We start from the raw sequence: 25772 nt of genomic DNA, 5'->3' as shown, positions 1-25772 counted from the left end.
CCGATGCGAGGCAAACGCTCTGGATCGCCCGGCGTTCCGGCGCGCGGTCAGCATTCCACGACGTTGGCGGCGAGACCGCCGAGGCTGGTTTCCTTGTACTTGCTCGCCATGTCCACGCCGGTCTGGCGCATCGTCTCGATCACGGCGTCGAGGCTGACGATGTGGCGCCCGTCGCCCTGCAGGGCGAGGTAGGCGGCGTTGATCGCCTTGACCACGCCCATGGTGTTGCGTTCGATGCAGGGGATCTGGACGAGGCCGCCGATGGGGTCGCACGTGAGGCCCAGGTTGTGCTCCATGCCGATCTCGGCGGCGTTCTCGATCTGCTGGTTGGTGCCGCCCAGCGCCGCGACCAGACCCGCCGCCGCCATCGAGCAGGCGACGCCGACTTCGCCCTGGCACCCCATCTCGGCAGCCGAGATCGAGGCGCGTTTCTTGTAGAGGAAGCCGATCGCCGCGGCCGTCAGCAGCAGGGTGCGCTCTCCCTCGCGGTCGGCCCCTGGTACGAACTTGCGGTAGTAGAGCAGGGTTGCGGGGATGACCCCGGCGGCGCCGTTGGTGGGGGCGGTGACGACGCGGCCGCCCGCTGCGTTCTCCTCGTTCACGGCCAGCGCGAAGAGGCTGACCCATTCGAATGTTTGCGCCGGGCCGAAGCTGTCCTTCTGGGCGCGCAGGCGGGTGTGAATGGTCCGGGCGCGGCGACGCACCTTGAGGCCGCCGGGCAGCAGCCCTTCCTGTTTGAGCCCTCGCTGGACGCAGGCGTCCATGGCGTCGATGATGCGGTCGAGCCCCGCCAGCGTCTCGGCTTCGGGCCGCCAGACGCCTTCGTTGCACAGGACCAGCGTGGCGAAGCAGAGGCCGGTTTCCTCGCCCAGCGCCAGCAGTTCCGCGCCCGAGGAGAACGGGAAAGGCTGGCGCAGGTTGTGCCCGCTCTCGGGCGTCAGGGGTGCAAGGGACGTCGCATCGCCGCGCACCACCGCGCCGCCGCCGACGGAGTACCAATGCTGCTCGACCGGTTCGGTCCCTTCCGCGAACCAGGCGGTGAAGCGCATGCCGTTGGCGTGAGCGGGCAGGAACTCGCCGAAATGGAAGACGAGGTCGGTGCTGTCGTCGAAAGCGATCTCCGTGTCGAAGGTCCGGCTGACAAGGCGGCCGTGTTCGCGAATGTCGGCGATGGTCGCGGGCACGGCATCGGGATCGACCGACTCCGGGCGCAGCCCCGAGAGGCCGAGCAGCACCGCCGCGTCGGTCGCATGGCCCCGCCCGGTCAGCGCCAGCGAGCCGTAGAGGTCGCAGGCGACGCGCGAGGGCGCCTGCGGCAGGCTCTCCATGAACGCCAGCGCCGCGCGCATCGGCCCGACCGTGTGCGAACTGGACGGGCCGATGCCGATAGAGAAGATGTCGAGAGCGCTGATCGCGACAGCCGAAAGCGCGGCGTCGGTGGAGAGAGGGGCGGCATCGGTTTGCATCCCCGCCGTATAAGCGCCGCTTGCGAGGGGCGAAAGTGCCCTCGCAGCCTCGATCACGGCAGCGAGCGGTAGAACTCCAGCTTCATGTCCTCGGCCACGCATTCGAGGATCGGCGGGACCAGCCGGTCATGGAAGTCTATATGCATGTGCTTTTCGTAGGCGGCCTCGTCGCGGAAGGTGGCGACGACCTGGAAAAGGTCGGGATCGGCTTCCGACTGGAACAGCTCGTAGACGAGTGCGTCGGGCTCGTTCTGGAAGACGAGGCCCTTCAGTTCCGACTGCAGGGCAATCATGTCGCCGCGCTTTTCCGGACGGGTGCGCAGCTGGGCGATGAAGCTCTTGGCGGGCATCGGGTCAGGCCCTTCCGTGAGGCGCGAGGTCGAACAGCAACTCGCGTTCGTACGTGCCTTCCATGCAGCCGACGATCTTTTCGATCAGCGGCTTGTTATGATCGTAGGCCATGTGCGCCTCGTCCGCGGCTTCGTCCACGAAGCTCTCGTGGACGGCAAACATGCCAGGTTCGGCAAGGCGGAAGAACTTGTAGGCAAGCGTGCCCGGTTCCTGCTTCGACAAATCCTCCATCTGGAGGGCGAGGGCGATGAAATCGTCCTGCCGGTCGTCGCGGACGCGGAAGCGGGACAGGAAACTGAAGGCCATGAGGCAATCTCTCCTTTCAGTACGGGGGCGATTCGCTCGCACATCCGCAGGTTCTCTCCGATGCCGCGCCTATCCCGGCGCGTGTTCCGTGGAATCGAGGATAGGCGATCGCAAAATAAAAACAATCATGAATGCATGCTATATCGCGTTTTCCCGCCCCCTGAGAAGTTTGCCCACAACCATCGCATGAGCCCGAGGCATATGACGAAAATAGTCGTCAAAAAAACATACATGAATGATTGCCAAATGCAGTCTTCGTGATAATCCTTAATGCAACCCGCAAACAAATGGCGGGGCATTAGGAGAGAGAGGCATGTTCACCAGGCAGCTTTACTGCTCGTCTTGCGCGTTCGCGCTCGTCGCCGGAATCGCAAGCACGCCAGCCTTCGCACAGGACAATTCAACCACCGACGCAGCCCAGCAGCAATCGGGGCCGCAAGCGTCGGGTGGCCTGGCCGAGATCGTCGTCACCGCAACTCGCCGCGCCACCGACCTTCAGTCCACGCCGGTCTCGGTCTCGGCGGTCGACAGCACGCTGATCGCACAGGCCGCCCCGCGCGATCTCGGTGACATAGCGGCTTTCGTACCGAACTTCTCGGCGGCGACGATCGCCAACTTCAACGCCGCCAGCTTCGCCATGCGCGGCGTGGGGCAAACCTCCATCATCGTCTACTTCGAGCCGCCGGTGGCCGTGCTGGTGGACGACTTCGTGGTGCCTTCCGTCCAGACGCAGTTGCTCGATACTTTCGACATCGCGCAGGTCGAGGTGCTGCGCGGGCCGCAAGGCACGCTATTCGGCAAGAACACCACCGGCGGCGTCGTTACAGTGCGCACCAAGCGCCCGCAGATGGAATACGTGGGCGTCGATGCGCGCGCCGAGTACGGCGACTTCGGCCAGAAGAAGGTGCAGGCCGCGCTCAACGTGCCGATCGGCGATATCGCCGCCTTCCGCCTCGTCGGCGGTTACGAGAAGTCTGACGGGTTCTACAAGAACGGGGCCTGTTACGGCCCGGTCACCGGCTTCGTCGACAACAAGTTCCAGGGGCGCAGCGGCTGCCTTGGCGGCGAGACGATCGGCGGCAAGGACGTGTGGCAGGCCCGGGCCAAGCTGCTGGTCGAGCCATCGCCCAATTTTAGCGCGCTGTTCCAGTACGAATGGATTCGCGATCGTTCGGACTCGGTGCCGTCGGTGAACGAGAACTATCTTTATACGGGGACCAACCCCTTCGTCACCGACCTGCTCGGGCTGACCGATCCGAATGCGCAAGGCACCGATCCGCTCAAGCGGGCGGCCTACACCGGACGGCACGACGGCCTGCTGTTCATGGACAAGGGCCAGCGCATTTCGGTCGACGGGTTCTACGCCAACCTCGAATATGACACTGGCATCGGCACCGTCACCTCGGTCTCGGGCTATCGCAACCAGCGCTCGCGCATTCCCAACTCCTACGCGGGTGCGACGGCCGTGGCGGAAGACGGCCAGTACCTGTCGTTCTTCGACGCGACCCGCGATGACAACCGCAAGACCTGGCAGCAGGAACTGCGCTTCGCCTCCGACTTGCAGGGGCCGTTCAACTTCGTCGCGGGCGGGTTCTATCAGCGCGACAAGATCGACTTCTGCGTGGCGCAGATCCTCGGGTTCCTCGACCTCACCTCCGGCCCGCTGCCGTTCGGCAACTGGAACGACACGCCCTACGTGCTGTGTAATGCGCAGCGGGCCAAGTCGCGCGCGGTGTTCCTCGAAGGCACGCTGAAGCTGGGCGAGAAGCTGACGATCGCGGCGGGCGGGCGCTATACCTGGGACGACAAGACCTGGCTCGGCCGCCAGCAGACCTTCATTCCGGCACTGAACGGCGGCTTCGACCCGACCATCACCATCAACGAGGCGCTCGACGCCAGCGTCTACAACTACCCGGCGGGCGTCGTCAGCGTGAAGGGCAAGTGGCGCGAGCCGACGTACCGCGCCAGCATCAGCTATCAGGCGACCGACGATATCTTCGTCTTCGGCGGCTATTCGCATGGTTACAAGGGCGGCGGCTTCAACGACCAGATCGGCGGCTTCGCGGCCTTCGGCACCGACCTCGACGCCTTCCGCGCCGCCGCGCGGCCGACCGATCCGGAAAAGGCCGACAGCTTCGAACTGGGCTTCAAGTCGCAGTTCCTCGACAACCGGCTGCGCTTCAACCTCACCGGCTTCTACGTGAAGTACAAGGATCTGCAGAAGCAGCTCAACGTGCCGATCGTGGTCAACGGCCAGCCCAATCAGGTTACGTTGTTCGTCAACGCCGCCAGCGCCGACGTGAAGGGTATCGAGGCGGAACTCTCCGCCACTCCGGTCGAGGGCCTGACCCTGCGCGGCGTGCTCGGCTACCAGGACGGTAAGTACAAGACCTATACCGCCGAGAACGCAGGCTATGACCTGGCCTCCGCCCCGCTGGACCGCGCGCCGAAGTGGCAGTGGACGCTGGACGGCTCCTATGCGCTGCCGCTGGGCAGCGACTACAAGCTGACGGTGAACGGCAACGTCGCGTATACCGGGCGCAACCTCAATACGCAGGCGATCGACGATCCGCTGGGCAACACGTTCCTCAATGCGAGGACGCTGGTGAACGGCTCGATCACGCTCGCGCAGGCGGATGACCGCTACTACGTTCGCCTGATCGGCAAGAACCTGACCGACAAGCGCTACCGCGTGGCGGTGCAGAACGTCGCGGGGCTGTGGCTCAACTCGCAATACGGGGCGCCGCGCTACTTCGGTGTCGAACTCGGGCTGTCGTTCGGCGACCATCTTTGAGAGGTGCTTGATGTTTGAGGCAAAGGTGCTGCGCGGCGGGATTGCCGTCGCGCTGACATGGTCGCTCGCGGCCTGCGGATCGGCGGATCAGCAGGCGCTGGCGGGCAAGGGCGCTTCCGAAGGGTGGGAGCGCCAGCTGGACGATGCCAGTGACGGCGACGACTGGCCCGCCTTCGGCCGCACCTATGGCGAGCAGCACTACAGCCCGCTTGATCAGGTCAACGCCGGGAACGTCAAGGATCTCGGCCTCGTCTGGGCGGTGGACCTTCCGGCGGGCAACCCCGCGACCGGGCCGATCGAGGTGGGCGGCACGGTCTATCTCGCCAGCGGCTATTCGGTGGTCCGCGCGATCGACGTCGCTTCCGGCAAGGTGAAATGGGAACACGATCCCAAGGCCCCCGAAGCCTCCGGCATCCGCCTCAGGCAGGGCTGGGGCAGTCGCGGCATCGCCTACTGGAACCACAAGGTCATCACCGCCACGCAGGACGGCCGCCTGATCGCGCTCGACGAGAAGACCGGTAAGCCCGTCTGGACCGTGCAGACGCTGGAGGAGGGCGCGCCGATGTTCATCTCCGGACCGCCGCGCGTGTTCGATGGCAAGGTGATCATCGGCAATGCCGGGTCCGACGAAAGCGCGGTGCGCGGCTTCGTCACCGCCTTCGATGCGGACAGCGGCAGGCAGCTGTGGAAGTTCTACACCGTCCCCGGCGACCCGGCGAAGGGCTTCGAGGACGAGACGCAGAAGATGGCCGCGAAGACCTGGAGCGGCGACTGGTGGAAGTACGGCGGCGGCGGTTCGGTGTGGAACGCCATCACTTACGACAAGGCCAACGACCAGATCCTGCTCGGCACCGGCAACGGCGCGCCCTGGAACCACAAGATCCGTTCTCTGGGCAAGGGCGACAACCTGTTCGTCTGCTCGATCGTCGCGCTCGATGCGAAGACGGGCAAGTACAAGTGGCACTACCAGATCAACCCCGGCGAAAGCTGGGACTTCAACGCCGCGATGGATATGGAACTGGCCGACCTGACCATCGACGGCAAGCCGCGTCAGGTGGTGATGACGGCGCCGAAGAACGGCTTCTACTACGTGATCGACCGGAAGGATGGAAAGCTGATCTCGGCCGAGCCTTTCGTGGAAGTGACGTGGGCGAAGAAGATCGACCTTGCCACCGGCCGTCCGGTCGAGAACCCCGGCGTGCGCTACGAAAGCGGCAGGACTTCGTTCCGCCCCACACCGCTCGGCGCGCATAGCTGGATGCCGATGGCTTACAGCCCGAAGACGAAGCTGACCTATATTCCCGCCATCGATTTGCAGGCGCACTTCGACGACACCGGCATCACCCGGGAAAACTTCAAGTTCGCCGAAGGCATGGGACTGTCTCCGGGCGTCGGCTACGCGATCGACGCGGGGGGCAAGGACGTCACCGGCTGGCTCGTCGCCTGGGACCCGGTGGCGCAGAAGGCGCGCTGGAAGCTGCCGATGCCCACACACGGCAATGGCGGCATCATGGCGACGGGCGGCAATCTCGTGTTCCAGGGGCGGCCCGACGGCGGCTTTTCGGCCTATAACGCCGAGGACGGCAAGCGCTTGTGGAACTTCGACGCCCGCGCGGGCGTGGTGGCGCCGCCGATCACTTACCGGGTAAACGGGAAGCAGTACGTTACGGTAATCGCCGGGATCGGCACCAGCGTCGGCCTGTTCGGCCCGATGTTCGCGCAGTACGGCATCGATTATCGCACGCAGGCGCGCCGGGTGCTGACTTTCGCGATCGGCGGCAAGCAGCAGTTGCCGCCGCGCGAACCTTACAAGGCCGTCGCCTTCGAGGATGCCGACTTCAAGCCGGACGCCGGCAAGGCCGCGCGCGGAGAGGGCATCTTCGGCGGTCGCTGTGCGGTCTGCCATGGCACCTCGGTCATCGCGGGCGGCACCGCGCCGGACCTGCGCACTTCGCCGATCCCGGCCAATGCCGAGGCTTTCGCCGAAGTCGTCCGCAACGGTGCGCTGGTCCCGGCGGGAATGCCCAGGTTCGGTGAATTCACGCCAGATCAGGTCGAAGCCCTGCGCCAGTATATCCGCACGCGGGCCGAAGTCCTGCGCAGCGGCCGCCCCGACAGTTCGGTCGGTTCGGCACACAAGACCGGAGAGTGAGCCAACCCCCAGGAAAGGGCGCTTCGAAAGGGGCGTCCCGATCCTGTGATCACGCTTCTCGGTTGGTGTTTCTCAGCATTTTCGGGCGCAGGGAGCGGATTTACCCTTCTGCCTGAATTGCACTGGGGGCTTGGCGTGCAAGCACTGATTCGTGCCGTTCGTCACTATCGCCTCACGGCGATCAGCACAGGGGCTCTACAGTGCGCAACCAGAAGTTGACAGCCACCGCGCTCGTTACTCGAAGTTCACTGTCCTACGTCCGGAACGTATTCGCGCTGAATGAGGCCCGTCAGGCCTTCGTCAATGTTCCTGACGAGGCGCATGCGGCGACGCTGACCGGACTGGACGTCGTTTCCTGCATCGTGCCGGAAGAAGGGGGCGGCTGGTTCGACGAGAGCCGCCCGCTGATCCACGACGATCGGCCCGCTCAGGTCACTTATACATCGGGTACGGAGGGCAAGCCCAAGGGCATTGTCCTGACTTACGCAAACCTGGCCGATGCGGCGGAGCGGATCATCGACCAGATGGGCCTCACTTCCGACGTGCGCGAGTATGTCGGCGTCCCGGTCACCTACAGCTTTGGGATCGGCCGTATCCGTGCGGTCAGTGCCGTGGGCGGCCGGTCCTATCTGCCGCCACGCGGGTTCGATCCGCTCGAACTTGCCCGAATGCTCAAGGCGGGCGAAGTGAATGCGCTGTCGGCCGTCCCCACGCTGCTGCGCATCGTGCTGCAGCAGAAGACGGTGATCGGGGATGCGGGCAAGAAGCTGCTGTGGCTGGAGATCGGTTCGCAGTACATGTCCGGCGCCGAGAAGCGCGGTATCCGCGACCTGTTCCCCAATGCCCGGATCGTGCAGCACTATGGTCTCACCGAGGCTTCGCGCAGCACGTTCCTGCAGATTTCGGAGGTTCCGGACGAACTGCTGGATTCCGTCGGCAGGGCCGTCGGCGCTACCGAGGTCGCGATTTCCGAAGAGGGGCGCATCCGCATCCGTGGTCCGCACGTCGCGCGCTGGCGGCTGGACGGCGACGAAATGCGCGATCTTTGCGGCGCGGACGGCTGGCTCGAAACCAGCGACCTCGGACACATCAAGGACGGCTACCTCTACTACGACGGCAGAGCGGACGATCTGATCAATTCGGGCGGGGTGAAGCTCAACCCGGACTTGCTCGAAGCGCGGATCGCCCAGCTTCTTGGCCAGAGCGGCAAAGTCGTCGTCGCCAAGGTGCCTGACGCGCTGCGCGGCGAAGGCGTACTGGTCGCCTCGGATGCGACCGACATTGCCGTCGATCGGCTACATGCCGTAGCGGCGGAGGCGCTGAAGGCGTTCGGCGTGGTTGCCGGAGATTCCCTGCACGTCAGGGTCATGCCGAAGATTCCGCGCACGGCGACCGGCAAGGCCATGCGCCGCGTCCTGACCCAGGAGTTCGTCGAGGAACGCAAGTCCGCGCCTCCCGAGCCGGTCGTGGAACGGGCGGTGGAGGCTGCACCGCGCGACGTGCAGGGCTTCTTCCGCCAGTTCTTCCCCGGCCGCCGCATCGGTCCGAACGACAGCTTCGAAAGCATGGGCGGGGATTCGCTCAGCTACATCCAGTTCTCGCTAGGTTTCGAGGGCCGTTTCGGCGCCCTTCCCGATGGTTGGGAATCGCTGACGGTCGAGCAACTGGAGAAGAGCGCCGGAACCACGGCCGTCGACAGCTGGCGCAAGCTGGACGCCGCGATGCTGACGCGCGCCTTCTTCATGATCTGCATCGTCGCGCTGCATCTGGATACCTTCGTCTACAGCCGGAACTGGGGAGCGGCGTACTTCCTGTTCATGCTGTGCGGCTATAGCGTGATGCGCTTCCAGTGGCCGGAGATCAGCCGCACCGGAAAGGTCGGCACGATCTTCGGAACCGTCGTCAGCGTGGCCATCCCGACCCTGATGGTCACCATCGCGATGCAGCTGTGGGCCGGAAAAATGGAAGTGAAGCCGCTGCTGCTGATCTCCAACTGGTTCGATCCGCACCAGTATCACATCGCCTATTACTACTTCGCGGAGCTGTACATGCAGCTTCTGCTCGTGCTCGCCGCGCTGTTCTCGTTCCCGGCGATCCGCGAGTTTCTCAAGGCAAGGCCGATGACGTTCTGCACGGTACTGGTCGCGGTGGCCACGGTGGTCAGCTGGACGGTGGAGAGGGTCTGGGATACCAACTACATCTTCCACCGCACGCCGATCTGGTACATGTGGACGGTCGCCGTGGGCATGCTGATGGCCAGCGCGCGGGACCTGCAGAGCCGGATGGTGGCGATGGCGGTGGTGTGCGTCGCCGTGCTGGTCCATCACGGTGTCACCTCGGCCAGCGCTTATATACTGGGCGGAGCGGCGCTGCTGCTTTTCGGAACGTCGATCAAGGTGCCGTCGTTCGTGAAGTCGATGGTGTCCGAAGTCGCCGGTTCGTCGATGTTCATGTATCTCAGCCACTATCAGGTCCGGTCGCTGATCATCCGTATGTTCCACGGGCCGAAGCCGTGGGTGGCGCTTTCCGTGGCGATCGGGTTCGGCATCGTCTTCGCCCACGCGTACACCTGGGCCGAACGCAAGGTACGCGCGTTCCTGAGCGCGCGGGACGGCAAGGCGATACAGCCGACGTTCGCCCGCGAAGAGCCTTCCGGGCTGGCCAACGCGTGACCGCAGGCGCGCTGCAAGGTGACAGGGTTTACACGGTTTACACTGTCCAGGGGGAAAAGGTGTCACCTTGGGCAGAAATGTGTCACCTCGCACGCGCAAGGTGACACATTTCGCGGCGGAAGTGTCACCTTGTAAGGACAACATGTCACCTTGAGGGCAATGTGTCACCTTGCGGTGTAACCTTGTGAAGCGGACGGGCCATGCGGAGCAATGTACCGGACGGCGCGGCATGTAGGAAAGCGCACGGGTGAAGCCGCGCGACCGTCCTTATGAAACCTTGCTCGCCGGCTCCGTCCATGTCGTGTCGCCGGCGCCCCAGAGCGGTGCGCCCCGGCTTTCGCGCAGCGAAGGGATCGTGCGCCCGTCCTTGTCGGTCACGCCGTATTCCATTGCCAGCTCGGCATTGATGAAGGTGCCGCCGGACCTGTCCCCGACCGCCGGGTCCATCGCCAGCGCCGCGATCACCCGACCCGGAAACTCCGGCGAGGAGCCGACCGCGCTGTTGAGCTGGCTGGCCATGCCGGGAACCGACTTGAGGTTCTCGGTCGCGCGCTCGGTATACGTGAAGCCCTGCCAGAGCGAGACCGCGCTGACGCCGGTGCCCTGAAGTTCGCGGCCCATGTCGCGCATCATGCGGTCGGTCGCGGTCTTGGTCGTGCCGAATACCACATCGTACGTGTAGGTCACCCCGACGTAGCCGGACAGCGCCGCGATCAGCCCCGAACCCTGCGGCACCATGATCCGCGCGGCATGCCAGGCGGCGACGTAAGCGGCGCGCAGGCCGGTATCCCAGATTTGCCATTCATCCTGAAGCGGCTTTTCCCAGAAACCGGTGCGCTCGGTCATGCTGTCGGGAATGGCCATGGCGTTGTTCACCAGCAGGTCGAGCCGCCCTTCGTCGCGCGCGAGCTGATCGAACACCGCGCCGATCCGGGCATCGTCGAGCAGGTCCAGCGCAACAGCGACACCGCGCCCGCCGCGCGCGTTCACTTCGGCGACCGTCTCCTCAAGCGAGCCGGGCAGGACGTGGCCGCCTGCGGAGAGCGTGCGACCGGTGACGTAGACGGTCGCGCCCTGATCCGCCAGCGCGCAGGCGACGCCCTTGCCGATCCCGCGCGTCGCCCCGGTGACGAGCGCGACCTTGCCGGCAAGTCCGCTCAAGACGGCTTTCCCGGATTGGCGGATTGGCGCCGGTTGACGAGCGGGCGGTGGTAGGACGGATCGCCGGGATCGCGGGCCGATACGCCGTTCAGCGCGATGTCGGGCACGTCGGCAAAGGGGATCGGCATCGGCGGCGGCAGGCAGCCCCATTCGATCAGGTTGGTGCGCAGCGCGATCTTCCATGCGTCGCCCCGCCGCTCCAGCCGGTCGACATAGCGTCCGCCCGCGATCCACAGGCTCTCGTCGCGGTTGCGGCCGACGAACTGGTAATAGGTCTCGGCATGGGCGGTATCGCCGTCGAGGTCGATGTTGGACTGCAACAGCGCGTGATGCGTGACGATCTGCCCGGCCTCGTGCATCGGCACCGCCCAGTCCCAGCAGTCCGCGGCGCTGCCCACGAAAGGTCCGGCCGCCATCTCGGCATCGTCCCAGAAGGCCGAGAGGTAGACGGCGCGGTCGAAGCGGTCCATCCCGCGCGAGAAACGCTCCAGGCATTCGCGGATCTCGTGCTTGTCCAGCATCGCCGCGATACGGGCCTCACGATCATTTGCCACGGTAGTCGACCTCCGAAACGGGTTTCCAGATCGGCGAGCCGCGCGTCGCCCTAGCCGATGCAATGACGCTGCCGTCCACGTCGGTGAGGCCGTATTCCTGCGCCAGTTCGGCGGTGACGAACTCCCCGCCCGAGCGCTTCATCACCTCGGGATCGGCGGCGAGCGCGGCCACGACGCGCCCCGGATGCTCGACCGTGCTGCCCTGCATCGAGGTGATCGAGGTGGTCATCTTGTCGCCCATTTTGGCAAGGTTGTCCTGCGCCTTCTCGGTCAGGGTCAGCCCCTGCCACAAGGTCAGCGAGGCGACGCCGTGGGGTTCCAGTTCGATCGCCATGTCGCGCGCCATGCGATCGACCGCCGACTTCGACGTGCCGAAGATGACGCTGTAGGTATACGTCACCGCCGCGAAGCCCGAGATCGCCACGATGAGCCCCGACTTCTGCGGCGCCATGATCTTGGCCGCGTGCCACGCCGCGACGTAGTTGGACTTCACCCCGACGTCCCACATCTCGAGGTTGGAGAGCGGCTTTTCCCAGAAGCCCTTGGGTTCCAGCAGGTCGTCCGACAGCGTAAAGGCATTGTTGACGAGGATGTCGAGGCGGCCCTGCTCCGCCGCGATGCGGGCGAACAGCGCGGCCACGGCCTCGTCGTCGCCATGGTCGCAGGCGACGGCGATGCCGCTGCCACCGCTGGTCGCACCGCGCGCGTCGCACTCGGCAGCCGTGCCGCCGACCGTGCCGGGCAGGTAGTAGTAGCCCTCCCTGACGGTGCGCCCGGTGACGTAGACCGTGGCGCCCTGCTCGGCGAGGACGAGCGCGATGCCCTTGCCGATGCCGCGGCTGGCGCCGGTGACCAGCGCGACCTTGCCCGCAAGCGGCGCGCTCATGCCGCGTTCCCTGCGAACCAGTCTTCGCTGTAGTCGCCCTTGGCGCGGCCGGGGAAATGGTCTGCGGTGAAAGGATAGCCCATCACGCCTTTGGACCAGTCCGCTGCGGCGCCCCAGTCCTGTTCCCAGTCGTAGAGCATCACCCGGTCGGCGATCCGCCATTCCGGCTCGGCCGAGGCACCGGCGCGCTTCTCGAAGGTGTCGAGATAGCGTCCGCCGATGCAGGTATCCCGATCGCCTTCGCCCATATCGACACGGTGGTACGAGAACACGTGGGTCTCGGCGCGCGCGGTGGCTCCCGCCAGTTCGATGTGCGTCTGGCCAAGCAGGTGCTGGGTGTCCTTGATCGCATCGGCGCCGGGCACGACCCAAGCGAGATAGGCGTCGAAAGTGCCGCCGTGCACGCCGTAGTCGAACCGGGCATCGGGCCACCAGCACGCGCGGATCAGGTCCGCGCTGCGCCGGTCCTCGCCGCGCGCCAGCCGCGCCACGCAAGTGCGGATCGCCTCGCGGTCGATCATCTCGCGTAAAGCCTGCTCCATCCAACCTCTCCTTGCCGTCATGCCGGGACGCATTGGCCGCTTTGACGGCTCCTGAATGCGCGGTATCGCGAAGGGGCCTGTCGCGCGGACAAGCCCCTTCCACCGAAGTTCAATGCCGCAAAACCGCCGCTACGACTTGACCAATCTGGACACGCGGACCCGCTACGGCCCGCTGATCGCCGATGCGGAGTTTGCAGGTATCGGGCATCACGCCCCGAACCCGCCGTCGATGGTATGGAGCGCGCCGGTCACGATGCCGGCCTCCGGACCGGCGAGATAGGCGACCATCCCGGCGATCTCGTCCGGGCGGCCGTGGCGCTTGATCGCCATGAAGCCGTGCATGAGGTCCTTCATCGGCCCGTCGCCGGGGTTCATGTCGGTATCGGTCGGACCGGGCTGGACGGTGTTGACGGTGATGCCCCTGCCGCCGAAATCGCGGGCGAGGCCCCGGGTCAGCCCCTGTATCGCGGATTTGGTGAGCGAATAGGCCGCGCCGCCCGTGAATGGAATGCGGTCCCCGTTGGTCGATCCGATGAAGATGATCCTGCCATTGTCCGGCATGCGCCGGGCGGCCTCCACGGCAGCATGGTAGGGGGCGCGGACATTGACGTCGATCATGCGGTCGATGACGTCGGCGTCCTGCTCCAGCGGATCGCCGAACACGAGAACGCCCGCATTGACGACGAGAATGTCGATCGGTCCGGCATCGGCGACAAGGGCGATCACCGCGTCACGATCGGCCGCGTCCGACCGGACTGCGCTGGCGCCCGTCTCGGTGGCCAGCGCCTGTGCGGCGTCTGTCGCCCCGGCGTAGGAGAATGTCACGGCCGCGCCGTCTGCGGCGAGGCGCTTTACGATCGCGGCGCCGATGCCCCGGCTGCCGCCGATGACGAGGGCTGTCTTTCCTGAAAAGTCGGTCATTCGTACTGCTCCTGTAGTGCTTGTGATGGGTAGTGCGTGAGGCGCGGGGGCGCTTACTTGTGGGTGTCGAGGAAGCCGCGCACGGCTGCGACGGTGGCCTTTGGCTGCTCCTCCATCAGCCAGTGCCCGGCGTCGGGGATGGTGGCTTCGGTCACGTCGGAGGCGGCGAAGCGCATGACCGTCGCCATCATCGGGCCGAAGGATTTCTCCCCGCCGACCGCCAGCACCGGCATCGCCAGCTTGCCCGCTGCCACGAAGGCGCGGTTGTCGATCGCGTCCTGGTCGAAGGCGGCGAACTGGGCGAAGCCCGCGTGCATGGCCCCCGGCCGGGCGTAGAGCGCGGCATAGTGGACGCGCGAGGCTTCGCTGAAGCGCTCGGGCCGGGCGGAGAACTCGTTCCAGAACCGGTCGAGGTAGATCCGTTCGCGTCCGGCGACGAGGCGCTCCATGTCGGGGCCGCCGAAGCGGAAGTGCCACAGCAGCGGGTTCTTTAGGATCTCCTCCCAGGGACCGACACCGGGCAGCGGCGCGTCCATCAGCACGAAGCTGGTGACGCGCTCGCGGTTCTGGGCGGCGAAGGCGTAGCCCACCATGTTGCCGATGTCGTGCGTGACGAGGGCGGTCTTGCCGACCTTCAGCGCGTCGAGCAGCCCGGCGATGTCCTGCCCCTGCGTCTTCTTGTCATAGCCCCCGGCGGGCTTCGCCGAGAGGCCCATGCCGCGCAGGTCGGGCACGATGACCACGTGATCGCGCGCGAGATCGGCCGCCAGCGGCGCCCACATGTCGCCGGTTTCGCCATAGCCGTGAAGCAGGACGACGGCCGGCCCCTTGCCGCCGATGCGGGTGTGGATCGTGGTGCCGTTGGTCGATATCTCCTCGGTCCGGAAACCTTCGGGAAACGGCGCGACTTGCGCGCTTGCCGGGGTCGCGGCGATGCCGAGCGGGGTGGCCAGGGCGAGGGCCGCTGCAATAATTCGAGTGAACATCTGTCTGCCTCCTTCATCCCGCATGTCGCGGGCTGTCGACGGCAAGATGATTTCAGGCCATCGTGCGCACTAGCCGCCAAATTCCGGAACCGGCTTTCGGGAATGCCGAACGATGATGAAGCTGGAAGGAGTGGCCGCGTTCGTATCGGTGGCCGAAGCGGGATCGATCAGCGAGGCGGCGCGCCGCCTCGGCTTTGCCAAGTCGGTGGTCAGTGAGCGCGTGGCCGAACTGGAAAGACTGCTCGGCGCAAGCCTGATGCAGCGCACCACCCGCAAGCTGTCCCTGACCGGGGAAGGCGAGCTGTTCCTCGAACGGGCGCGCCGGATCATGCGCGAGACGATAGAGGCGCAGGCCGAGATCGCGGAGCGGCGCGGATCCCTGTCCGGGCCGCTGCGTCTGGCCGGACCGATCGGGTTCGGCACGCTGCACCTTGGCCGGATGGTGAACGCGTTCCTGGCGGTCCACCCGGCCATCGAACTCAGCATGGATCTGGACGACAAGTTCGTAGACGTGGCCGCCGACGGCTACGACGCGGTGATCCGCCATGGCCCGATCCAGGATACGCGCCTGATCGCGAAGCGGCTGGCGTCGAGCCGCCGGGTCCTCGTCGCCGCGCCGTCCTATCTGGAGAAGCACGGCGCGCCCGCGTCGCTGGAGGAACTGGATCGGGCCTGCGCGATCCTCTACTCCAACCGCTCGGCCGACTGGCGCTTCCGTTCCGGCGACGGCGAGACCATCCTGCGGCCGCGCGCCTGCCTGCGCGTGAACAACGGCATCGTCATGCGCGATGCCGCGCTGGCGGGCCTCGGCATCGCTTTGTTGCCGACGTTCTTCACGTACGAGCAACTGGCGAGCGGTGCACTGGTCCAGGTCGATGTCGGCGCCGAAGCGGAGGGTGCGGAACTCTACATCGCCTACACGCGCAACCGCAGTGCCTCGGCCAAGCTCGCGGCGCTGACGGAGTGGCTGCGGCAGGAGATCGGCACGCCTGCGTACTGGGACCGGTAGCGAGGCTGGATCACACCTCTGCGTCGTCGTCGTCGCCCGCCGGCAACCGGATCTCGACCACCATCCCCGGAGGCCCGGCGACTATGCGCGCAGTGCCGTCGTGTGCGGCGGCGATGGCCTGCACCATGCTCAATCCCAGGCCGTGTCCCGGGCTCCCGCGGTTCGTATCGAGACGGACCAGCCGTTCGAAGATGCGCGGTTGATCCTTCAGGGGGACGCCGGGGCCATCGTCGGCAACCCTGATCACGGTTTCCCTGCCTTCGGTCAGGCTCGTGACGCTTACGGACCTGCCCGGGTGCGCGTGGACGAGGGCGTTGTCCAGAAGGTTCGCCACGATGCGCTGGATCAGCGCCTTGTCACCATGGACCGTCGCGGGCTCGATCGACAGTTCCAGCCTCAGGCCCGCGTCTTCCAGCGACGGGCGGTGGGCTTCGGCGATCTCCCGGACGGCATCGGCGACATCGACCGGCACGAAGCGCTTGCGCACCAGCTTCCCGTCGATCTCTGTGATCGCCAGCAGGCTGGCGAAAAGGCCGATCAGTTCGTCGGTATCGTCGCTGGCGGCGTCCAGCAGATCGCGCTGCGCCGGGTCGGTCGCCAGCGCCGCAGCCTTCTCCAGCTTGGCGCTTACGCGGCTCAGCGGCGTGCGCAGGTCATGGGCCAGTCCGCTGGACACCTCGCGAAGATTCGACAGCAGCGTGGAAATCCGGTCCAGCATGCGGTTGAGCACCGTGGCAAGGCCGTCGAGTTCGTCCGCCCCGCCATGAACAGGCATGCGCTGGGTCATGTCGCCGGCCATGATCGCGCTGGCGCGGCTTTCCATCGCGCGCAGCCGGCGGCGGATGGTGACGCCGAAGGCAAGCGTCGTGCCCACGCTCGCCAGCATGAGCAGCGCGACGGCAGCGATGAACAGGCGCAGCAGCACGAAGTCCATGCGATCCACGATGGTCCGGTCCGCCGCTACCAGCAGGCGGCCGCCGTTCGACAGGCGCGCGTTGATGCCCTGGGCGATCGCCGGTGTCCCGTCGGGCCGGACGAACGGCACGAACTCGCTCCACCCCGGCGGCGGCATCCGGGCGTCGAGGCGGCCCGCTCGCCTGTGTCCCGCCGCATCGACCACGGCGTAACCCATCGATCGCTCGTCGTCGCCCGGCTCGTCGTCGAGGTAGCCCACCGTGCCGGGCTTGCTGGCGAGGTCGCGGATGCGGACCGCCTCGATCAGCGCATCGAAGCCGTGCTCGCGTTCGTATTCCAGCAGGGCACGGGTCTCGATATCGACCCGGTGGTCGATCTGTCGTTCGATCTCCTCATGGACGAACCAGTACGTGAGGCCGCCGAGCGCGGCGGTTATCAGCGCCGATGCCGCGGCGACGACGAGGACGAGCCCGGGAATGGTGCGCGGCAGGGAAAGGCGTCGGCGCCTGCCGGATCGCTCAGTCATCCGCCGGGTTCATGATGTAGCCCGATCCGCGCACGGTGCGGATGGCGTTATGCGCGAACCCCTGGTTCAGCTTGGTGCGCAGGCGGCTCATGTGAGTCTCGACGATGTTGGTCTGCGGATCGAAGCCGAAGTTCCAGATCCGCTCCAGCAGCAGGGTGCGCGTGACGACCCGGTCGGGGCTGCGCATGAGCTGCTCCAGCAGGCTGAACTCGCGCGGCTGGAGGTCGATCGGCAATCCGGCGCGCCTCACCGTGCGCCGGGCGAGGTTCATCTCGATGTCGCCGACGACGAGGTTTTGCTGAAGCGTCTGGGGCGCCGGGCGGCGGGCCAGGGCGATCAGCCGCGCGGCGAACTCGGCGAAGGCGAACGGCTTGGTCAGGTAATCGTCGGCGCCGCCTTCCAGCGCCTCGACGCGGTCCTCGATGCCGCCCAGCGCGGTCAGCATCAGGATCGGCGTCTGGCATCCGCCGTCCCGTGCCTGCTTCATCACCGAAAGACCGTCGAGCCCGGGAACCATCCGGTCCAGCACGGCGACGTCGAATTGCTCGTCCGCAAGCAGATCGAGCGCCTCGTGCCCCGATGTGACGAGGCGGGAATGGTGGCCCAGTTCGCCAAGGCCGGAGCCCAGATACTTCGAAAGCTCCGGATCATCTTCAAGAACCAGCACGTTCATCGCGGAAAACAACTCACCACTTTCGCCAAATTCCCAACATTGGGATTACATTGGGAAGAATACACTTCTTCCCAATGTTGCGTTTTGCATCTTGGGAACCACCATGCCCGTCTGTATCCGCCCCAGCAAGTGCGATTAGCTCGCATTATCGTTAGCAATTATGCTCGATCGATCAGGGGGATTCAGAAATATGCCTGCTTTCACGTCACTGCATGCGCGCAGCCGCCATGCCCTGCTTGCCGCCACGGCAGCTGCGCTCGTCGGCCACGGCGCGGCCGCGCAGGCGCAGGAAGCCCCGGCCAATCTCGGCGGCGCGACCGTCACCGCGACGTCGATCGACGACAAGGAAGCGCAGACTTCCTACAAAGTCAGCCGCTCGACCAGCGCGACGCGCACCGATACCCCGCTGATCGATGTGCCGCAGACGGTCAACGTCGTTTCGGTGAAGCAGATCGAGGATCAGGCTTCGAACAGCATCGGCGATGCCATCCGCTATGTGCCGGGCATTTTCTCGGCGCAGGGCGAGGGCAACCGCGAAACGCTGGTGATCCGCGGCAATTCCACCACCGGCGACTTCTTCGTCGATGGCGTGCGCGACGACGTCCAGACCTACCGCGATCTCTATAACATCGAGCGGCTCGAGGTCTTCAAGGGCTCCAACGCGATGATCTTCGGGCGCGGCGGCGTCGGCGGCGTCATCAATCGCGTCACCAAGGTCGCGAATGGCGACCTCATCCGCTCGTTCCGCGTCGAGGGCGGCAGCTTCAACCACGTGCGCGGCCAGTTCGACCTGGGTACGCCGCTGGGCGAGGTGGTTTCGGTGCGCATGACCGGCGTGTACCAGAACAGCGAGAGCTACCGCGACGGTGTCGACTACAACCGCTGGGGCTTCAACCCGACGGCGACCTTCAAGCTCGGCGCGGACACCACCGTGACCCTCGGCTACGAGCACTTCAAGGATGAGCGCGTTGCCGACCGCGGTGTCTCCACCTACCTCGGCAAGCCGCTGCACACCCCGCGCGGCCAGTTCTTCGGCGACCCCGACCAGAGCCCGACCTGGACCGATACGGACGCGGCGACGCTGTTCGTCGAGCACAAGTTCAGCGATACCGTCTCGATCCGCAACCGCACCCGCTATGCCGACTACGACAAGTTCTACCAGAACGTCTTCCCGACGACGGTGAACACGGCGCCGATGACCAACCCGGCCGGCCTGCCCGCCGGTACCTATGCGGCAGGAACCATCGTCGGCATCCAGGGCTACAACAACTTCACCAATCGCAAGAATTTCATCAATCAGACCGACCTGAACGCCCAGTTCGCCACCGGCGCGATCGAGCACACCCTGCTCGTCGGGGCGGAATACGGCCACCAGAAGACCGAGAACCTGCGTCAGGAAGCCTTCTTCCCCACCGCGTCCAACGCCAGCGGCGTGACGACGATCTATGCGACGCTGCTCGACCCCACGATCAGCCGCCCCGACATCCGCTGGGCGCAAAGCGCGTCGAGCCCGCAGAACCGCGGCACCGCCGAAGTCGTCGCAGGCTACGTGCAGGACCAGATCGCGCTCTCGCCGATGTTCGACGTGGTTGTCGGCGTGCGCTACGAGCACTTCACCACCAAGGTCACGAACCTGCGCAACAACCAGGACTTCAAGGTCACCGACGACCTGTGGTCGCCGCGTGCGGGCCTGATCTTCAAGCCGGTGGAGAACGCCTCGATCTACGCCAGCTACTCACGCACGTACCTGCCGCGCGGCGGTGACCAGCTCACCGGCCTGTCGCCGACCAACCAGAACCTCGCTCCGGAAAAGTATCAGAACTACGAACTGGGCGCGAAGTGGGACATCCTGCCCACCTTCAACGTATCGGCCGCCGTGTTCCAGCTGGACCGCACCAATGTGCTCGCCGACGTCGATGGCGACGGCATCCAGGAGCCGGTCGGTCGCCAGCGCACCAAGGGTGTGGAACTCGCCGTCGCAGGCAGCATCACCAAGCAGGTCAGCATGGTAGGCGCCTATACTTATTCGGACGGCACGTTCCTCGATGACGTGTCGGGTACGGTGAAGGCCGGCAACATCCTGCCCAACATGCCCAAGCATAGCGCCTCGCTGTGGACCCGTTTCGATCCGATCGAGCAACTCGGCGCCGCCGTCGGCGTCATCTATCAGGGCAAGCGCTATGCCTCGACCGACAACCTCGTCTCGATGCCCGGCTATACCCGTGTCGATGCCGCGCTCTATTACAACCTGAGCGAGACGGTCAGCGCCCAGCTCAACGTGGAGAACGTCTTCAACAAGCGCTACTTCATCTACGCGCACAGCAACACGAACGTGACGCCGGGATCGCCGACCGCGTTCAAGGTCGGTCTCAACGCGCGCTTCTGAGCCCGCAGCGTGATCGGTCTGGATCGATGATCCACGTCGCTAAACTGTCGCCGATCGAGAAACTGGCGATCGACCTGATCCGGGGCTGCCGACCGGCACGCCTCGGGTCGGACGACTGCCGGGATTTCGTCCGGCTTGCGCGTGCGGCGAAGGGGGCGGGGATGGTCATCTCCGCCCTCGACTGCCCTTATCTGGGCGATGACGAGGCGACGTTGCTCGGCTGTCTGGCGCTGCTCCAGCGCCAGCGCGCGATATTGGCGCTGGATCTCGATCCGCAACTGCTGCGCCATCTTGCACGCGGGGCGGAGCGTCTTGCCGGATATGGCGGCAGGCTCGAATATCGCAACGTCGCGCGGATATCTCCCGGCGGCTCGACCCGGCGAAAGCGTGCGTGGCGCAGCAGGAACGCGCCCGCGCCCACAGTCGCGCAGGATCATCTGCACTGAGGAGCGGCGACCAGCCTTGATCATCGTCCTTTCGAACATTGGGATTTTGTATGGTTGCCTCCAGAATCGCCCAATGTGCGTCTGCTAGCGCCTTGGGCATGCGCCATCTTGCTCTCCTGATCCTGCCGCTCGCCGTGTCCGCCTGCGGTCAAACGGCATCCAAGCCATCCACGCCGCCCGCCCATGCGGAGCTGATCGCGAACGAAGCCGAACTGCTCAAACTCACCCTGACGCCCAAGGCCCAGCAGCGCCTCGGCATCAAGACCACGACGGTGGGCGGCGGTTCGGCCGCGCAGACGCGGCAGGTGACCGGCGAGATCGTGGTGCCGCCGACGAGCGCGGGCGGCGTGCCCGTCAACTCGCTCACCAACCTGCAGCAGGTCGGATCGCAGCAGGCGGTGGCCGACGGCGAAGTGGCGCGCACCGAGGCACAGGCCCGGCTCGCCCGCATTGCCCTGACCCGCGCCGAGGCCCTCGTGCGTGAGGAAGCCGGAAGCGTGCGCGCCCGTGACGAGGCCGCTGCCGCCCATGCCGCCGCGCAGGCCGCGCTCGGCGCCGCGCGCCAGCAGCGCAGGCTGCTCGGCCCGGCGGTCGCGACGCTGGGCACCCAATCGACGCTCTGGGTTCGCGCATCGGTCTTCGCCAGTGACGTTGGCGCGGTGCTGCGCGGGAGCGAGGCCATGATCCACCCGCTCGGCGGGAACGGAGAAGGCAGGAGTGCACGCCCGGTCCAGGCGCCGCCCTCCGCCGACAGCGTGGCGGGCACCGTCGATCTCTATTATGCCGTGAACAACGGCGACCGCGCCTTGCGCGTCGGTCAGCGCGTCGCGGTCGAACTGCCTCTGGCCGGGCGCACGCAGGGCCTATCGGTCCCGTCCTCGGCCATCGTGCGTGACATCTACGGCGGCGAATGGGTCTACCGGAAGACCGGTGCCGATGCTTTCGTGCGCCAGCGCGTGGAGGTCGCCTCGGAAAGCGGCGGCCAGGCGCTGCTCGCGCGGGGGCTCAAGGCCGGGGCGCTGGTCGTGACCGTCGGCACCGCGGAGCTCTTCGGCACCGAGTTCGGGGCGGCGCACTGATGCTGGCCGGTCTCGTTCGCTTCGCGCTGGTCCAGCGCGTCCTCGTGCTCGCCCTTGCGGCGCTGCTGGTGGTCCTCGGCATCCGCGCCGGGCGCGATGTCCCGCTCGACGTGTTCCCCGAGTTCGCCCCGCCGATGGTCGAGATCCAGACCGAGTCGCCCGGCCTGTCCACCGAGGAAGTCGAAAGCCTCGTCACCGTGCCGATCGAGACGGCGGTGAACGGAGTGCCGGACCTGATGACGCTGCGCTCCAAGTCGGTGCTCGGCCTGTCCTCCGTCCAGATCCTGTTCGATCGCGGCACCGACGTCATGCGTGCAAGGCAGATCGTCGGCGAGCGCATCGCGCAAGTGCAGGCGCGCCTGCCGCTGGCCGCGCGCCAGCCGGTGCTGATGCCGCCGCTGTCCTCGACCAGCCGCGCGATGAAGATCGGGCTGACCTCCACCAAACTCGACCAGATGAAGCTGTCCGAACTGGTGCGCTGGACGATCCGCCCCCGGCTGATGGCCGTGCCCGGCGTCGCCAACGTGGCGGTCTGGGGCCAGCGCGACCGGCAGTTGCAGGTGCTCGTCGATCCCGACCGCCTGCGCGCCTCGGGCGTGACCCTTACCGAAGTGCGCGCCGCTACGGGCGATGCGGTGCTGGTGGGCGGGGGCGGCTTCGTCGATACCCCCAACCAGCGCATCGCCGTGCAGCAGGCGGGCATGGTGCAGGACGCCGCCCAGCTGGGTCAGGCGATCGTCAGGCAGTCCGGCAACGCTCCCGTCCGCCTGTCCGACGTCGCCCGCGTGATCGACGGCCATGCGCCGCCGATCGGCAACGCGATCATCGACGACGTGCCCGGCATCATGCTGATCGTCGAGAAGCAGCCGACCGCCAACACGCTCGAGATGACCCGCGCGGTCGAGGCCGCCATCGCCGAGCTGAAGCCGGGCCTGACCGACGTGAAGATCGATACCACGATCTTCCGCCCGGCCACCTTCATCGAGCGCTCGATCGACAACCTGACCCGCGCCCTGCTGATCGGCTGCGCGCTGGTGGCGGCGGTGCTGTTCCTGTTCACGCGCGACTGGCGGCAGGCGGTCATCAGCCTGACGGCGATTCCCCTGTCGCTGCTCGGTGCCGGTCTGGTGCTGCTGTGGAGCGGGGCGACGATCAACGTCATGGTGATCGCGGGCCTCGTCATCGCGCTGGGCGAAGTGGTGGACGATGCCATCATCGACGTCGAGAACATCGCTCGCCGCCTGCGCCTCAACCGCGAGGCGGAGCATCGGAAATCGGCTTTCGAGGTGGTCCTCGCCGCCTCGCTGGAAGTGCGCTCGGCAGTGGTCTTTGCCTCGCTCATCGTGATGCTGGTGTTCCTGCCGATCTTCTTCCTCGGCGGGCTGGCGGGGACGTTCTTCCAGCCGCTGGCGATCGCTTACGTGCTGGCGATCGGGGCCTCGCTGCTGGTGGCGCTGACGGTGACCCCCGCGATGTGCCTGTTGCTGCTGCCCCGCGCGCCGTTGACCGAGGAGCGCGACACCCGCTTCGTCGGCTGGCTCAAGGGCCGCTACGCCCGCATCCTGCCCCGCGCGGTGGTGCGCCCCAGGGCGGCGATCGGCGTGGTGGCGGGCGGCCTGCTGCTTTCAGGGCTGGGTTACATGACCTTCAAGGACCAGTTCCTGCCCGACTTTCGCGAAACCGATTTCCTGATGCACTTCGTCGAGAAGCCGGGCACCTCGATCGAGGCGATGGACCGCATAACCATCCGCGCGTCGAAGGAACTGCGCTCGATCCCCGGCGTGCGCAATTTCGGCGCGCACATCGGCCGCGCCGAGCAGGCGGACGAGGTCGTCGGCCCGAACTTCACCGAACTGTGGATCAGCCTCGACGAAAAGGCCGACTACGACGGCTCGGTCGCGAAGATCAAGGAAGTGGTCGACGGCTACCCCGGCCTGTTCCGCGATGTGCTGACGTACTTGCGCGAACGCATCAAGGAAGTGTTGACCGGCGCCGGTGCCACCGTGGTGGTGCGCATCTACGGCCCCGAGCAGGAGGAACTGCGCGCCGCCGGGCAGCGCGTGCGCGATGCGGTTTCGGGTATTCCCGGCGTGGCGGACCTCAAGCTGGAGAGCCAGGTGCTGGTCGCCCAGCTGCGCATCCGCCCGCGTCCCGAGGATCTGGGGCGGTTCGGCCTGACGGCGGGCGAAGTGCGCCGTCAGGCGCAGACGCTGGTGGCCCAGCAGAAGGTCGGCGAGATCTACCGCGACCAGCGCGCCTTCGACGTCGCGCTATGGGGCGAGCCCGCAGTGCGCGGCAATATCCACGCCCTGCGCGATCTGATGATCCAGTCGCCGGCCGGTGCCCCGGTACGCCTCGCCGACATCGCCGATGTCGAAGTGGTGCCCGCGCCCAACGAAGTGAAGCGCGAGAACGGCCAGCGCCGGCTCGACGTGACGCTCAACGTGTCGGGTGCGGATCTCGGCACGGTGGCGCGCGGGGTCGAGGCGGCCGTCGCCAAAGTGCGCTTCGCCAGCGGTTATCACCCCGAAGTGCTGGGCGAATATGCCGCGCTAAAGGAGTCGCGCCAGCGGCTCTGGACCACCGGGGCGCTGTGCCTGATGGGCGTGCTGCTGCTGGTGTGGATCGAGTTCCGCTCGCGCCGGATCACCGCGCTGGTGGGCGTGAGCCTGCCGTTCGCGCTGGTCGGCGGGGTCGTTGCGGTGGCGCTGACGGGCGGGGTGCTCTCGCTCGGCTCGCTGGTGGGCTTCGTCACTGTGATCGGCATCGCCGCGCGCAACGGGATCATGCTGCTCTCGCACTACCGCCATCTCGAACGCGAAGAGGGGATGGCGTTCGGCCGCGACCTCGTCCTGCGCGGGGCGGAGGAGCGGCTGGTGCCCATCCTGATGACGGCGGCCTGCGCTGGGCTGGCGCTGGTGCCGCTGATCGTCGCGGGGAATGCCCCGGGGCACGAGATCGAGCACCCGATGGCCATCGTCATCCTCGGCGGCCTGCTGTCCTCCACCGTGCTCAACCTGTTCCTGATGCCCGCGCTCTATGCGCGCTACGGCGAGGAGAAGCGCACGCCGCCCGCTCAGGCTCAGGAGGTCCTGGCATGACGCGCCGCATTTCGCTCGCCGCGCCGCTGCTGGCGCTTGCCCTGTCGGCCTGCATGGGTGCGGGGACGCCTCCGAAGACCGTGGTTCCGCCCGCTGCGGGCGGCGCTTTCGCGGCGCTTCCGGTCGCCTCGATAGAGCCGGTGCCGGAAGACTGGTGGCGGCTCTACGACGACCCGCAGCTCGACGCGCTCGTCATGGCCAGCCTTGCCGCCAACGCCGACTTGCGCGTCGCCTACGCCAACCTCGACGGCGCCCGCGCGGCCTTGCGGCAGGCGCAGGCGGCGCGCTTGCCGACGACCACGGTGGAAAGTGCGCTGACGCTGGACAATCCCAGCAACCAGCCGAGCGCCGCCTCGGTCTCCGCCAGCGACTGGGACATCGCCGCGACCGCCAGCTGGGACATCGACCTGTTTGGCCGCCTGCGCTCCGGGGCACTCGCCGCGCGCGCCGATGCCGAAGCGCAGGCCGCTGCGCTCGACGGCGTGCGGGTGGCGGTGGTTGCCGATACCGTACAGGCCTATGTCGAATTCTGTGCTGCCTCCCGCGCCATTACCGAGGCCAAGTCGGTCGCCGCCGCGCAGGATCGCTCGGTGGCGCTGGTGAAGGAGCAGTTGGCCGCAGGCGAGGTCTCGCCGCTGGAAGTCTCGCAAGTCACCGCGTTGTCGGCATCGTCGCGCGCGGCGGTCGCGCCTTTCGAGGCGCAGCGGCTGAACGCGCTCTACCGTATCGCCACGCTGCAGGGGCGTCCCCCGGCGGAGGCGCGCGGGTTCGCGCTGGGCTGCGAGGCTGCGCCGCGCCTCAAGGGTGCACTGCCCGTGGGCGACGGCACCGCGCTGCTGCTGCGCC

20 protein-coding genes are annotated in these 25772 nt (G+C 66.7%); 9 read left to right on the top strand and 11 right to left on the bottom strand.

Annotated features, from left to right (window positions below; genetic code table 11):
- Positions 1-47 precede the first annotated feature (47 nt).
- The 3 genes from HWN72_RS18215 to HWN72_RS18205 are packed head-to-tail and all read right to left on the bottom strand — an operon-like array spanning position 48 to position 2123.
- Entirely contained in the window at positions 48-1466 is a 1419-nt protein-coding gene (locus HWN72_RS18215) for an L-serine ammonia-lyase (protein ID WP_211150929.1), read from the bottom strand.
- Between the two features lie 53 nt (positions 1467-1519).
- Entirely contained in the window at positions 1520-1816 is a 297-nt protein-coding gene (locus HWN72_RS18210) for a putative quinol monooxygenase (protein ID WP_008830374.1), read from the bottom strand.
- Between the two features lie 4 nt (positions 1817-1820).
- Positions 1821-2123, bottom strand: a complete 303-nt coding sequence (locus tag HWN72_RS18205) for a putative quinol monooxygenase (protein ID WP_036530317.1) — start codon at positions 2121-2123, stop codon at positions 1821-1823.
- A 313-nt stretch (positions 2124-2436) separates the two neighbouring features.
- Between HWN72_RS18205 and HWN72_RS18200 the strand changes: the two genes are divergently transcribed.
- From HWN72_RS18200 to HWN72_RS18190, 3 genes are all read left to right on the top strand, one after another.
- Positions 2437-4917 carry a TonB-dependent receptor gene (locus tag HWN72_RS18200; protein ID WP_211150928.1) on the top strand — a complete coding sequence of 827 codons (2481 nt, stop codon included), beginning with the start codon at positions 2437-2439 and terminating at the stop codon, positions 4915-4917.
- A 10-nt stretch (positions 4918-4927) separates the two neighbouring features.
- The gene (locus HWN72_RS18195) at positions 4928-7069 is read left to right on the top strand and encodes a PQQ-dependent dehydrogenase, methanol/ethanol family (protein ID WP_211150927.1); all 2142 of its coding nucleotides are present in this window, start codon (positions 4928-4930) and stop codon (positions 7067-7069) included.
- A gap of 200 nt (positions 7070-7269) precedes the next feature.
- On the top strand, positions 7270-9741 hold the full coding sequence (locus HWN72_RS18190; protein WP_211150926.1) for an AMP-binding protein: 2472 nt from the start codon (positions 7270-7272) through the stop codon (positions 9739-9741).
- Positions 9742-10008: 267 nt separating this feature from the next.
- Here HWN72_RS18190 and HWN72_RS18185 read toward each other — a convergent pair whose 3' ends face one another.
- The 6 genes from HWN72_RS18185 to HWN72_RS18160 form a co-directional block, all read right to left on the bottom strand.
- Positions 10009-10902: an SDR family NAD(P)-dependent oxidoreductase gene (locus tag HWN72_RS18185; protein WP_008830379.1), complete on the bottom strand. Its 894-nt coding sequence runs from the start codon at positions 10900-10902 to the stop codon at positions 10009-10011.
- The gene (locus HWN72_RS18180) at positions 10899-11456 is read right to left on the bottom strand and encodes a nuclear transport factor 2 family protein (protein ID WP_036530323.1); all 558 of its coding nucleotides are present in this window, start codon (positions 11454-11456) and stop codon (positions 10899-10901) included. The genes HWN72_RS18185 and HWN72_RS18180 overlap by 4 nt, the downstream gene beginning before the upstream one ends.
- Positions 11446-12342, bottom strand: coding sequence for an SDR family NAD(P)-dependent oxidoreductase (locus HWN72_RS18175; RefSeq protein WP_036530324.1), 897 nt, complete (start codon positions 12340-12342; stop codon positions 11446-11448). Before HWN72_RS18175 ends, HWN72_RS18180 begins: the two co-directional genes overlap by 11 nt.
- Positions 12339-12884, bottom strand: coding sequence for a nuclear transport factor 2 family protein (locus HWN72_RS18170; RefSeq protein ID WP_036530326.1), 546 nt, complete (start codon positions 12882-12884; stop codon positions 12339-12341). Before HWN72_RS18170 ends, HWN72_RS18175 begins: the two co-directional genes overlap by 4 nt.
- 207 nt (positions 12885-13091) lie before the next feature.
- Entirely contained in the window at positions 13092-13805 is a 714-nt protein-coding gene (bdcA, locus tag HWN72_RS18165; RefSeq protein WP_036530329.1) for an SDR family oxidoreductase, read from the bottom strand.
- Positions 13806-13858: 53 nt separating this feature from the next.
- Entirely contained in the window at positions 13859-14791 is a 933-nt protein-coding gene (locus tag HWN72_RS18160) for an alpha/beta fold hydrolase (protein ID WP_036530332.1), read from the bottom strand.
- A 115-nt stretch (positions 14792-14906) separates the two neighbouring features.
- Here HWN72_RS18160 and HWN72_RS18155 point away from each other — a divergent pair, with 115 nt between their 5' ends.
- Positions 14907-15800 (top strand): LysR family transcriptional regulator, encoded by an 894-nt coding sequence (locus HWN72_RS18155; protein WP_248006103.1) that lies wholly within the window; start codon positions 14907-14909, stop codon positions 15798-15800.
- A gap of 10 nt (positions 15801-15810) precedes the next feature.
- Here HWN72_RS18155 and HWN72_RS18150 read toward each other — a convergent pair whose 3' ends face one another.
- Entirely contained in the window at positions 15811-17241 is a 1431-nt protein-coding gene (locus HWN72_RS18150) for a HAMP domain-containing sensor histidine kinase (RefSeq protein ID WP_036530338.1), read from the bottom strand.
- Entirely contained in the window at positions 17234-17914 is a 681-nt protein-coding gene (locus HWN72_RS18145) for a response regulator transcription factor (RefSeq protein ID WP_008830046.1), read from the bottom strand. The genes HWN72_RS18150 and HWN72_RS18145 overlap by 8 nt, the downstream gene beginning before the upstream one ends.
- Before the next feature lie 190 nt (positions 17915-18104).
- On the opposite strand from HWN72_RS18145, the gene HWN72_RS18140 reads away from it, so the two are divergent.
- The 5 genes from HWN72_RS18140 to HWN72_RS18120 form a co-directional block, all read left to right on the top strand.
- On the top strand, positions 18105-20300 hold the full coding sequence (locus tag HWN72_RS18140; protein WP_036530341.1) for a TonB-dependent siderophore receptor: 2196 nt from the start codon (positions 18105-18107) through the stop codon (positions 20298-20300).
- Between the two features lie 26 nt (positions 20301-20326).
- Positions 20327-20746: a hypothetical protein gene (locus tag HWN72_RS18135; RefSeq protein WP_036530345.1), complete on the top strand. Its 420-nt coding sequence runs from the start codon at positions 20327-20329 to the stop codon at positions 20744-20746.
- Positions 20747-20844: 98 nt separating this feature from the next.
- Complete coding sequence (locus HWN72_RS18130) at positions 20845-21825, top strand: efflux RND transporter periplasmic adaptor subunit (RefSeq protein ID WP_036530349.1); 981 nt, start codon at positions 20845-20847, stop codon at positions 21823-21825.
- Entirely contained in the window at positions 21825-24926 is a 3102-nt protein-coding gene (locus HWN72_RS18125; protein ID WP_036530351.1) for an efflux RND transporter permease subunit, read from the top strand. Before HWN72_RS18130 ends, HWN72_RS18125 begins: the two co-directional genes overlap by 1 nt.
- Positions 24923-25772: TolC family protein (locus HWN72_RS18120; RefSeq protein WP_211150925.1), on the top strand; the 850-nt coding region annotated here is incomplete at its 3' end. The genes HWN72_RS18125 and HWN72_RS18120, both read left to right, overlap by 4 nt.

This window comes from Novosphingobium sp. HR1a (assembly GCF_015594425.1).
Taxonomy (GTDB): domain Bacteria; phylum Pseudomonadota; class Alphaproteobacteria; order Sphingomonadales; family Sphingomonadaceae; genus Novosphingobium; species Novosphingobium resinovorum_A.
The sequence above is the reverse complement of the archived record's forward strand: the minus strand, read 5'-3'. Positions and strand labels throughout refer to the sequence as shown.